12 protein-coding genes are annotated in these 9,923 nt (G+C 69.5%); 3 read left to right on the top strand and 9 right to left on the bottom strand.

The genetic code is table 11. The features are described 5' to 3' along the window. Nucleotides 1–302: 302 nt before the first annotated feature. A complete protein-coding gene (gene pcaG / locus AB0E94_RS18135) occupies nucleotides 303–866 on the bottom strand; it encodes a protocatechuate 3,4-dioxygenase subunit alpha (protein WP_360327397.1) in 564 nt (187 codons plus the stop codon). Beyond that, nucleotides 863–1,618: a protocatechuate 3,4-dioxygenase subunit beta gene (pcaH, locus tag AB0E94_RS18130; protein ID WP_360327411.1), complete on the bottom strand. Its 756-nt coding sequence runs from the start codon at nucleotides 1,616–1,618 to the stop codon at nucleotides 863–865. The genes pcaG and pcaH overlap by 4 nt, the downstream gene beginning before the upstream one ends. Nucleotides 1,619–1,693: 75 nt before the next feature. Here pcaH and AB0E94_RS18125 point away from each other — a divergent pair, with 75 nt between their 5' ends. Both AB0E94_RS18125 and AB0E94_RS18120 read left to right on the top strand, forming a co-directional pair. Next, nucleotides 1,694–2,440, top strand: coding sequence for an IclR family transcriptional regulator (locus AB0E94_RS18125; RefSeq protein WP_360327396.1), 747 nt, complete (start codon nucleotides 1,694–1,696; stop codon nucleotides 2,438–2,440). 41 nt (nucleotides 2,441–2,481) lie between these two features. Further along, nucleotides 2,482–3,648, top strand: a complete 1,167-nt coding sequence (locus tag AB0E94_RS18120; RefSeq protein WP_360327394.1) for a 4-hydroxybenzoate 3-monooxygenase — start codon at nucleotides 2,482–2,484, stop codon at nucleotides 3,646–3,648. 47 nt (nucleotides 3,649–3,695) lie between these two features. Here the strand turns inward: AB0E94_RS18120 and AB0E94_RS18115 are convergent, their stop codons facing one another. Together AB0E94_RS18115 and AB0E94_RS18110 are read right to left on the bottom strand one after the other, a co-directional pair. After that, nucleotides 3,696–4,223, bottom strand: coding sequence for a holin (locus AB0E94_RS18115; protein WP_360327392.1), 528 nt, complete (start codon nucleotides 4,221–4,223; stop codon nucleotides 3,696–3,698). Between the two features lie 29 nt (nucleotides 4,224–4,252). Further along, the gene (locus AB0E94_RS18110; RefSeq protein WP_360327390.1) at nucleotides 4,253–5,014 is read right to left on the bottom strand and encodes a hypothetical protein; all 762 of its coding nucleotides are present in this window, start codon (nucleotides 5,012–5,014) and stop codon (nucleotides 4,253–4,255) included. Nucleotides 5,015–5,174: 160 nt separating this feature from the next. On the opposite strand from AB0E94_RS18110, the gene AB0E94_RS18105 reads away from it, so the two are divergent. Continuing rightward, nucleotides 5,175–5,765, top strand: coding sequence for an NAD(P)H-dependent oxidoreductase (locus AB0E94_RS18105; protein WP_360327388.1), 591 nt, complete (start codon nucleotides 5,175–5,177; stop codon nucleotides 5,763–5,765). Nucleotides 5,766–5,836: 71 nt separating this feature from the next. Here the strand turns inward: AB0E94_RS18105 and AB0E94_RS18100 are convergent, their stop codons facing one another. The 5 genes from AB0E94_RS18100 to AB0E94_RS18080 all read right to left on the bottom strand — a co-directional run bounded on the left by AB0E94_RS18100 (nucleotide 5,837) and on the right by AB0E94_RS18080 (nucleotide 9,528). Beyond that, nucleotides 5,837–7,156, bottom strand: a complete 1,320-nt coding sequence (locus AB0E94_RS18100; protein WP_360327386.1) for a TIGR04013 family B12-binding domain/radical SAM domain-containing protein — start codon at nucleotides 7,154–7,156, stop codon at nucleotides 5,837–5,839. Between the two features lie 185 nt (nucleotides 7,157–7,341). Further along, a complete protein-coding gene (locus AB0E94_RS18095; RefSeq protein WP_360327385.1) occupies nucleotides 7,342–8,133 on the bottom strand; it encodes a hypothetical protein in 792 nt (263 codons plus the stop codon). Nucleotides 8,134–8,147: 14 nt separating this feature from the next. Next, nucleotides 8,148–8,462, bottom strand: a complete 315-nt coding sequence (locus AB0E94_RS18090; RefSeq protein WP_360327383.1) for a type VII secretion target — start codon at nucleotides 8,460–8,462, stop codon at nucleotides 8,148–8,150. Then, the gene (locus AB0E94_RS18085; RefSeq protein ID WP_360327381.1) at nucleotides 8,459–9,187 is read right to left on the bottom strand and encodes a hypothetical protein; all 729 of its coding nucleotides are present in this window, start codon (nucleotides 9,185–9,187) and stop codon (nucleotides 8,459–8,461) included. Before AB0E94_RS18085 ends, AB0E94_RS18090 begins: the two co-directional genes overlap by 4 nt. Beyond that, the gene (locus AB0E94_RS18080; protein WP_360327379.1) at nucleotides 9,184–9,528 is read right to left on the bottom strand and encodes a hypothetical protein; all 345 of its coding nucleotides are present in this window, start codon (nucleotides 9,526–9,528) and stop codon (nucleotides 9,184–9,186) included. The genes AB0E94_RS18085 and AB0E94_RS18080 overlap by 4 nt, the downstream gene beginning before the upstream one ends. Nucleotides 9,529–9,923 lie beyond the last annotated feature (395 nt).

Genomic DNA, 9,923 nt, shown 5'->3' with positions numbered 1-9,923 from the left:
GGACCGACCACACCACGGACCGCCGTGGCCAGGAAAGCGGAACCGGACCGACCACACCACGGACCGCCGTGGCCAGGAAAGCGGAACCGGACCGACCACACCACGGACCGCCGTGGCCAGGAAAGCGGAACCGGACCGACCACGCCACGGACCGCCGTGGCCAGGAAAGCGGAACCGGACCGACCACACCACGGACCGCGGTGGCTGGGAAAGCGGGACTCGGCCGCGGCGGGCGGCGGCGCGGAAGGTGGGAACCGGCCACAGCGGGCGGCGGCGGTGTGGGACGTGGGGCCTGAGGTGGGTCAGGACCATGCGTCTTGCAGGCGGGGGTAGGTGAGGAACACGGTTTCGGCCTCGCCCTGCAGGTGGATGTCGAAGACCAGGGCGGAACCGGACCGGGTGGTGATCAGGGTGCCGCGGCGTTCCGGGGCGACGGCGTTCAGCAGCGGGTCCGCGCCGAGGGTGGCCGGATCGTCCGGGAGGTACGCTCGGGTGAAGAGCCGATCGAGCAGGCCGCGGGCGAAGACGGTGACGGCGAAGAACGGGGCCCGGCCGGCTTCGGTGGGGCCCGGTTCGAGGGTGGCGAACTGGTAGTGGCCGTCCGCGTCGGTGGCGGCCCGGCCCCAGCCGGTGAAGGTCCAGCCGTCGCGGCGCAGCGAGCCGGGCTGGCGCAGGATGTGTCCCTGCGGGTCGGCCTGCCAGATCTCGATCACCGCGTCCGGCACCGGGGCGCCGGCGCCGTCATAGACGTGACCGTGCAGGCGGACCGCCTTCGGGTGGCTCGGCGGGACCAGCTCGTTCATGTCGTCGTATTCCAGGCCCAGGTGGAAGAACGGGCCGACGGTCTGGCCGGGGACGGCGCTCATGCTTCTTCCTCGAGGTCTGCGGTGTCGGATTCGAGCGGGGTGCGGTGGGTGCCGGTGAGCACGATGTCCCAGCGGTAGCCGGTGCTCCACTCGGGGGTGGTGACGTCGTGGTCGTACTGGGCGATCAGCAGTTCCCGGGCTTTCGGGTCGGTGATCGACTGGTAGATCGGGTCGAGCGGGAACAGCGGGTCGCCGGGGAAGTACATCTGGGTGACCAGGCGCTGGGTGAAGTCGGTGCCGAAGATCGAGAAGTGGATGTGGGCGGGCCGCCACGCGTTGACGTGGTTGCGCCACGGGTACGGCCCCGGCTTGATCGTCTGGAAACGGTAGGTGCCGTCCGGGCCGGTGAGCATCCGGCCGACGCCGGTGAAGTTGGGGTCGTGCGGCGCCGGGTGCTGGTCGCGCTGGTGCCGGTAGCGGCCCGCGGCGTTGGCCTGCCACACCTCGACGAGCTGGTCGGCGACCGGGCGGCCGTCGCCGTCGAGGACCCGGCCGGTGACCACGATCCGTTCGCCGAGCGGGGTGCCGGCGTGCTGGATGGTCAGGTCGGCCTCGTCGACGGCGACGTCACGGTGGCCGAAGACCGGCGCCCACAGCTCGACCGACTCCGGGTCGACCAGGTGGGCCGGCTGTTTGGGGTGCCGCAGGATGCTGCTGCGGTACGGGGCGTAGTCGATCTTCGGCTGGGGGCCGCCCGGCTGCTGCGCCGCCGCCTCGATCTCCCGGTTGATGTCAGCTTGTGACGACTCCATGTTCACGCTCCGGACGGTAGGCGGTCGGGCACCCGTCGGCGATAAAATTCTTCCGTTGAGTGGAAGGAGTAAAAGGTGGGGGCCACCGTCACCTCGCGGGCGCTGGACATCCTGGGCGCCTTCGACGGGGAGAACCGCAGTCTCTCGCTGACCGATCTGGCCCGTCGCGCCGGGCTGCCGCTGGCCACCGCGCACCGGCTGGTCGGCGAGTTGCACAGGTGGGGAGCACTGGCCCGGGAGCCGAACGGGGAGTATGTGATCGGCCGCCGGATCTGGCAGCTGGGCCTGCTCGCCCCGGTGCAGAGCGGCCTGCGCCAGGCTGCTTCACCATTTTTGCACGATTTGTACGGCACCACGCTGGCCACCGTGCATCTGGCGGTCCGCGACGGGCTGGAGGTGCTGTACGTGGAGCGCCTGGCCGGCCACGTGTCGGTGCCGGTGGTCAGCCGGGTCGGCTCCCGCCTGCCGATGCACGCCACCGGGGTGGGGAAGGTGCTGCTCGCGTACGCCCCGGAGGAGGTCCGGGCGGAGGTTCTCCAGCACCTGACCAGGATCACCGCCTACACGGTGACCCAGCCGGCCCGTCTGCTGGAGCAGCTGCGCCGGGTCCGCGCCGAGGGTTACGCCACCACCGGCGAGGAGATGAGCCTGGGCGCCTGCTCGGTGGCGGTGCCGGTGCGCCATCACGACACCGTCGTCGCGGCCCTCGGCATGGTGGTGCCCGACCTGCGGCGCCAGCTCCCCCGCCTGGTGTCGGCGCTCCAGGTGGCGGCGCACGGGATCAGCCGTACCCTGTCCGGCCCTTCCGTTCAATGGAAATAGGGTCTTGTGTCCCGAGGCCCGGGGACTGAACGCTGAGGGACATGCGTACCCAGGTCGCCATCATCGGCGCCGGCCCGGCCGGCCTGCTTCTCTCTCACCTCCTCGCTCAGGGCGGGGTCGAGTCCGTCGTGCTGGAGACCCGTTCGGAGGAGTACGTCGCGGCCCGCATCCGGGCCGGCATCCTGGAGCACTCCAGCGTCGAGCTGCTGGAGGCGGCCGGGCTCGGGTCCCGGATCCGCGCCGAGGGCGACGAGCACCGGGGCATCTACCTGCAGTGGCCGGGTGAGCGGCACCATCTGGACTTCGTCGACCTGACCGGCCGCAGCGTGTGGGTCTACGGCCAGACCGAGGTGCAGAAGGACCTGATCGCGGCACGCCGGGCGGACGATCAGGAGATCCACTACGAGGTCACCGACGTGGCCCTGCACTCCCTGGACGATCGCCCCTACGTCACGTTCACCGACGCGTCGGGCGCCGCCCAACGGCTCGACGCCGAGGTGATCGCCGGCTGCGACGGCTCGTTCGGGCCCAGCCGGAGCGCCGTGCCCGCCGCGCAGGTCTTCGAGCGTATCTACCCGTACTCCTGGTTCGGGATTCTCGCCGATGTCGCGCCCTCCACCGACGAGCTGATCTACGCCTGGCACCCCGACGGTTTCGCCCTGCACAGCATGCGTTCGGAGAGCGTGAGCCGCCTCTACCTCCAGGTGCCCAACGGCACCGACCCGCAGTCGTGGTCCGACGACCGGATCTGGTCGGAGCTGTCGACCCGGCTCGGGCACGGGCAGAACGGCTGGAAACTCAACCCGGGGCCGATCACCGACAAGAGCGTGCTGCCGATGCGCAGCTACGTGCAGACCCCGATGCGGCACGGCGAGCTCTACCTGGCCGGCGACGCCGCGCACATCGTCCCGCCGACCGGCGCCAAAGGCCTCAACCTGGCGATCGCCGACGTCGCCCTGCTCAGCAAGGCCTTGATTGCCAAGATCAAGGACAAGGATCAGCGGTACGCCGACGCGTACTCCGACGACGCGCAGCGCCGGGTCTGGCGCTGCACGCACTTCTCCTGGTGGATGACGACGATGCTGCACACCTCGGGCGATCCGTTCGACGCCGAGTTGCAGCTGTCACAGCTACGGTGGGTCGCCGGCAGCCGGGCGGGCGCCACCGGCCTCGCCGAGAACTACGCCGGCCTGCCCATCGGGTACTGAGCCGGCCATAACCTGCATGACCTGTCTGACGTCCGGCTAGCCGGGCGTCAGACAGGACCGTCCGGGGGTTTCGTCGCGTCGATGGTCGGGGGCGCCGGGGCGTGGTCGACCGCCTCGCGGTAGGTGCCCATCGGCAGCGTGGACGGGCTGGCGCCCGGCGGGACCTGCCCGTTCGGCGCGGCCGGCTCCCGGGCCAGCAGGCCCTTGCCAAACGAGCCCACAGTCGCGACGAAGGCGATGTTGAGGGCGCTCTCCCAGTCGAACGAGGTGATGTCGAAGGCCCCGGCCACCATCGAGCCGGACAGCGCCGCGAGGAACGTCTTCGCCAGGCGGACGATCAGGTCGGGCCAGAAGGCGAGGTTCGTCAGCTTCGACAGGTACTGCACCGCGGTCAGGACCAGCGAGGAGACGAACGCGCTGACGGCGAGGGTCAGCGCGTACTTCCAAGGCAGGTTGATCACCGAACCGACGCCGCCGGCCAGCAGCGTCGCCACGAACACCTGACCGGCGGACCAACCGGCCCGCTCGACGAAGTCCAGGACGACGGCACGCCACTTCGGAACGACCTCAGCCATGGGATCGACATTCCTCGTTTCGGAGATCATCAGACATCGACCGAACGGATCAGTTCGCGCAGCGCGTCACCGATCCCGGGCGGCACGCTGTAGCGTTTGGACAGCCACCCGAAGGTGAGGCGGGCGGCCGCCACGTTCCCGGTGTATCCCGGGACCATCCCGGCCAGCGGCAGGACCTCGACCGGATAGGCGCGTTCGATCCGGCGGGCCGGTTCGAAGGCATCGCGGTACGGGGGTTCGCCGCCACTCAGGCGCAAAAGCGCGATCACCGCGTCGACGGCCCGGTGCTGGATGAGCCGGGCCGCGGCCAGGCGCTCGCCGCGCAGCTCCCGGTGCAGGCCGATGTAGAGGCTGACCAGGGCGTCGTTGAGGTGGTACTCCTCGGTGTCGAACGGTGGCCGTGGCACCGGCGCGCCCGAGGTGGCCAGGCCGGCCGGGGCGTCCGGGCGGCGCCACACCGTCCGCGCGCCGGAGAACGGTGTCCGGGCCAGTTCGGCGACGGTCAGCACCCGGTACTCGACGAGGACCCCGTCGGCGTAGAGGGCCCGGCGGCCGCCGCGCTGGTGGGCGAAGAGGTAGGTGACCGGGCCGGGCGCCTCCAGCCAGTCGGTCCGGTCCAGGTAGCGCCAGGTCGCCCCGTCCTCGACGACCAGGTAGAAGTCCAGGTCGGAATGGTCGTCCAGGCGGGTCGGCTGGGCGCCGCACGAACCCAGGCCGAGCAGCGCGATCGTGTCGCCCCGCGCCTTCAGGACCGCGGCGATCTCGTCGAGCCTGCGCAGAACCGGCCTCATCGCACCTCCTCGATGTGTCAGTGCATCATCACCGTTCGTGGCCACCACCGAAAGAGGCCCGCCAGCCGTCGCTCAGCGACGCTTCGCGTACCGCATTCCCGCGCTGAGCGACGGCTGGCGGTCTGCGGCGGGCGCGGGCAGGGCGTGGGAGGATCGGTGGGTGAGCCGGGTCCACGTGGTCTACGCGCATCCGTCGCCGGGCGGTTTCACCCGTGCGGTGCTCGACTCGTTTCTGGGCGGGCTTTCCGCGTACACACTCTCCGATCTGTTCGGAATGAAGTTTCCGGCCGTGATGAGCGCCGAGGAGTATGCGCGCGGGCCCGGCGATCCGGTGCCCGCGGATGTCGCCGCCGAGCAGGAACGCCTGGAGGCGGCCGACGTGTGGGCGTTCGTGTATCCGGTGTGGTGGGCGGACTGCCCGGCGATCCTCAAGGGCTGGTTCGACCGGGTGTGGACCACCGGGTGGGCCTATCAGCCGATGCGGTTGCGGCCGGCCCGCCGGGCGATCGTGCTGTGCACGGCCGGCTACACCGTCGAGGAGCTGGAGGTCCGCGGGCATCACCAGGCGATGCGGACCGTGATGCTCGACGACCGGATCGGCGCGCGGGCCGAGACATCCGAGTTCGTGGTGCTCGGCGGGTCGGCGACGGCCGGGGCGGACTGGCCGGCCCTCAAGGCCTGCCACCTGGAACGGGCGGCCGAACTGGGCCGGTCCGTTCAGCAGGCATCCGGGGGCCGGGCCGCTCGGTAGGCGTCCGGGGCCGGTCCGCTCAGCAGGCATCGGGGGCCGACCCGCTCAGTAGGCGTCCGGGGCCAGGCCGTTCAGCAGGCGTCCGGGGGCTGGGCCATCGGGAGCAGTGTGCGGGAGCGGCCCGGGCGTGGGTAGGCCTCGGCTGCGGCGGCCAGCCGGGCGGCGTGGTCGCGCTGCTTCTGCCAGTGGCCGTAGAGGGCGCCGCGCCGGGACAGGCGGTCCACCTCGCGGATCGTCTCCGAGTCGACGTCACCGGGCGGGGCGTCCCGCCACGGGGTGCCCGGCAGCGGCATGAACGTGTGCGCGTGGATCCGGGCGCCGAGATCGGCCAGCTCACGGGCCAGCCCGAGCGACGCGTCCACGTCCGGGCGGCCCTCCCCCGGCATCCCGAAGATCATGTCCACGTTGATCCGGAAGCCCTCCTCCACTCCCAGGCGCACGGCACGGCGTACCGCCTCGGTGTCATGCCCTCGTTTTGCCGCACCGAGAACCCGGTCCGAACCGGATTGCGCGCCCACGATGATGTTGTTGTTGGCGCAGTACTTCTTGACCAGCCGCAACGCGTCGCGGGAGACGTGCTCGGGGCGGATCTCGCTGGGGAACGAGCCGAAGAAGACGCGTCCGGCCGGCCCGATCCCCTCCTTGCAGGAGGCGAGCATCTCCTCGACGGCGGCCAGGTCCGGCTCCTCGGTCTGGGTGCCCCAGGAGAGCGCGGTCGGCGTGATGAACCGGACGTCACGCAGGCCGCGGGCCCGCATCTGGTCGACGTGCCAGCGGATGTTCGCCAGGCTGCGATGCCGGAACTTCGCCGAGAACATGAACGGCGTCTGACAGAAGCGGCACGCGTAGATACAGCCTCGGGTGATTTCGAGGGCGTTGAATTTGTCCCACTTGAGGGCGAAGCCGGGGAAGTCGTTGAGGTCGCGCTGCTTCGCCTTGCCGGTCTTCTTCACGGCGCCGGTGGCGTCGCGGTAGGCCAGACCGGTGATGCCGGCCGGGTCGCCCTTCGCGTCGACCAGGGACAACAGGGTCGACTCGCCCTCGCCGATCGCGGCCACGTCCCAGCCCGCGTCCAGCGTCTGCACCGGCTCGGCCGTGGCGTGCACTCCCCCGGCCAGATGCGTCACGTTCGGCCCGTCCGCCAACTCCCGGATCTGCCTCAGTTCCCCGGCCAGCGCCGCGGCGTCCGGGGAGTAGAAGGACCAGAGGACGAGAGTACGGACGTCGCCGGCCTCCCTGATGTGCCGCGCTGCCTCCTCGACACTCTCCCCGAATCGCACCTCGTACCGGGTCGCGGTCTCGTGCTGGCCCAGCGCACCCAGCAGCGCGTGGAAGCCGTAGGTCACCGCCTTGCGATAACGCAACACCAGGACGAGATCCAAACCAGACATGTGGCGATTCTGCCAGGCTGGCCCCGGCCACCCGAGCCACGACACCACAGCCATCACCTCGCCACGGAGGACGACCACCTTCGTGTCAGCCTGCACGTTCGGACCCGGTACACCGCCCCGACCAGGCCAAGGGAGGTGGCGCCGGCCGGTGAAAACCCGGATCCGTCCTGCCCTGAGAAAAGACGTCAGTCCTCCTTCAGCGACCAGTCAGCGTCGCCGTCACCGACGGTCGCGTCGCTGTACTGCTCGCTGTTCGACCGCGGCCAGTTGCCGCCCGGGAATCCGCCTGGGTCCACCGCTTCCCCGTGTAGAACGGACATGGCCCCGGCTTGGGCGGCGAGGAACGTGGCAAGCGTGGCCGACGCACCGGCGAGTACTGCGGTGTTGAAACCGGCTTCCTCGATGACCAGTGCAGCCCCGACCCAGGAGAAGACCGCCGAGCCGAACGCCGCAATGGCGGCCACCGTCGCGGCGGTCAGTTTGGCGAGGACCGCTGCCACGGCGATGTAGAACAGCAGTCCCGCTGCCGCGCAACCGGCGAGCGTCGTGGAGGTTGTCGTCGCGATCGAGCCCACCCGGGCCGCGGCTCCGGCCTGCGCGCCAGCAACGACAAGGTAGCTGTCACGGGCGTTGCCCGACCAGTCGGAGTCGTCGATGACCAGGTTCTGCATCGCCAGATCAGTGGATACGGCGTTCGCCGCCGCGCGAAGGTCAGTCCAATGATAGGAGTCGACGAACATCCAGATCGGGGCGGTCGCGCCCTTGAGGACGTCAATGATCCATTCGAGCATCGTGGTACCGATCTCGACGGTCTTGTCCGCGACCCAGTTGATCGCTTCAGCGGACACCGGATCGATCCACCACCGATCGGTCGCCTCCCGCGCGGCAGGTTTCACCTCGGCGAGCTTGGCCTGAAGTGTCCTGGTCCCCTGATCGATCTCCTGGATGACAGCTTCGTACTGCGCCTGACTGAACACCGCTGATCTCCCCGTCAGTAGATGTCCTTGATCTGATGTGCGCCTGTTCGATCCTCGGCTTCGTAGGTGTCCGCAGCTCTACGGAGTGTCGCCGCGATGTCTGTCATGGCGATCGCCCCCTCAGCACAGCGGCTGGAGACGGCCCGGATGACATCGTTGTAAGGACCGACCATTACTTGGAAGAGGCCCGCCTCCAGTCTGCCGAACTCCATGCCGCTCGCCTGGGTACTCAGAGCGCTGAGGCGTCCGGCCTGTTCCTCCCACTGGCTGGCTTCGCTGCGTAGCACGCTCGTCGCGGCCGACACTTCGTCCGGGGTGGGCAGACTCATCTCTGATCACCTCGATTCGGCGAATGGTCCGACAACGCCGAAAGGGTCGCTAAGGCATCACTGAGACCCATATCGAGGCCCGGGTGCAACTCCCGCCTCATCTCGGCCACTTGACGGCTGGCGTTCATGAGAGCCCTCGCCAGAGCGGCACTGATCGTCGCTCCTTCTCGGTTGCGTGCCCAGTCCGGCGATATCTCACAGCCGGTCAGACCGCCCGCACCGAGCCGGATGATGGTGTTGCCTCCGTCGTCGGACGCTTCGGCCGAGGCCGTCGGCTCCGCCACGCGACGGCCGGACGCGTGCAAAGCCTGGAGGACCGGTTCGCTGAACTGGACGTTCGCGCGTACCCGGCCGTCCATCGGCAACGGCGGAAGCGGGGTGCTGCTTGCGTCCGGTTCCTCCTCCACGTCCCGTTGCCGCCTCCACCACCGGGCGTCGTCGAGACGACCAGCCCAGGCATGCATAGCCCGGCGGACGGCATCGTCGTACGCGTCCATGACCGCCGCGCCGAGTTCTTCCGGTCCGAGTCGACGTTCCCAGCCCTCATGGACCCGGATCTCGACGGGGAGCCCAGCCAGGCCGATGAATACGGATACCCGTCCAGTCGAGTCGCTACCCTCGGACTGTTGCGGGATCGCTGCGGTCAGTTCACCCGCCAGCCGTTGCAACCGGCTGACCCGCTGATGCAGTAGCTGCAGGCCTTCTGGTCGCACGTCGCTGTTCACGGCGTCGCTCCTTCCGATCGGGAGTGCGTCGCCGCGCGGGCGATCATCGCGATCGAGAACACCGCATGCACCAGTAGGACGCCGAAGATCAGCGATGCTCCACCGGCGAAGAGGAAAGCGAAAGCGATCAGCGCCAGGAGTCCGCCGACGACACCCAGCCCGAGGGCGACAACCGTGGCCAAGGCACCAACCGTACGTCGAAAGGCAAGAACCGCGCCGAACGCCGACAGCACGGCTGCCGCAACGCCGACAGCAATCGTGCCGATCCGGCCCAAAGGCGATGCGGCCGCGATCTCCGCGAACATCGCGGCAGCCAGCGCCGCCGCGCTGGACTCCACCACGGCCGGCGCCGCGAACAGGAAAAGGCCTAGCCCTCCCGTACGCTGCGACTCGACTGATTCTCTTGGCACCTGACTACCTCCGAAGCACGAGCAGGCCAGGGAGCGTCTGGTCGCAAAGCTGGGCATGCCGATGGCAGACATGGATCTCCCGCCTGGAGCTGCTACGCACCCCTCAAAGCGGTACACGCCGTCTACGGTCCATCGGTTCAGCCCTTACTCATGGTGCGAATCGGGACCTGGCCATGCGAACCGCAGTTCCTCGGTGCGTGGGATGCAGCAGGCGCCCGACAGCAGAACCGCGATCGTGGTGATCAGGACCCGGCTGACGCCGGCGGCCGCTCAGACAGGAAGTAGTCGACGCTTGAACCAGCACGCACAGATACATCCTCGGGTGA

The sequence above is a fragment of the Actinoplanes sp. NPDC026670 genome (assembly GCF_040638175.1).
In the GTDB taxonomy this organism is placed as follows: Bacteria; Actinomycetota; Actinomycetes; order Mycobacteriales; family Micromonosporaceae; genus Actinoplanes.
This window is presented reverse-complemented; position numbering and strand designations above follow the sequence as displayed.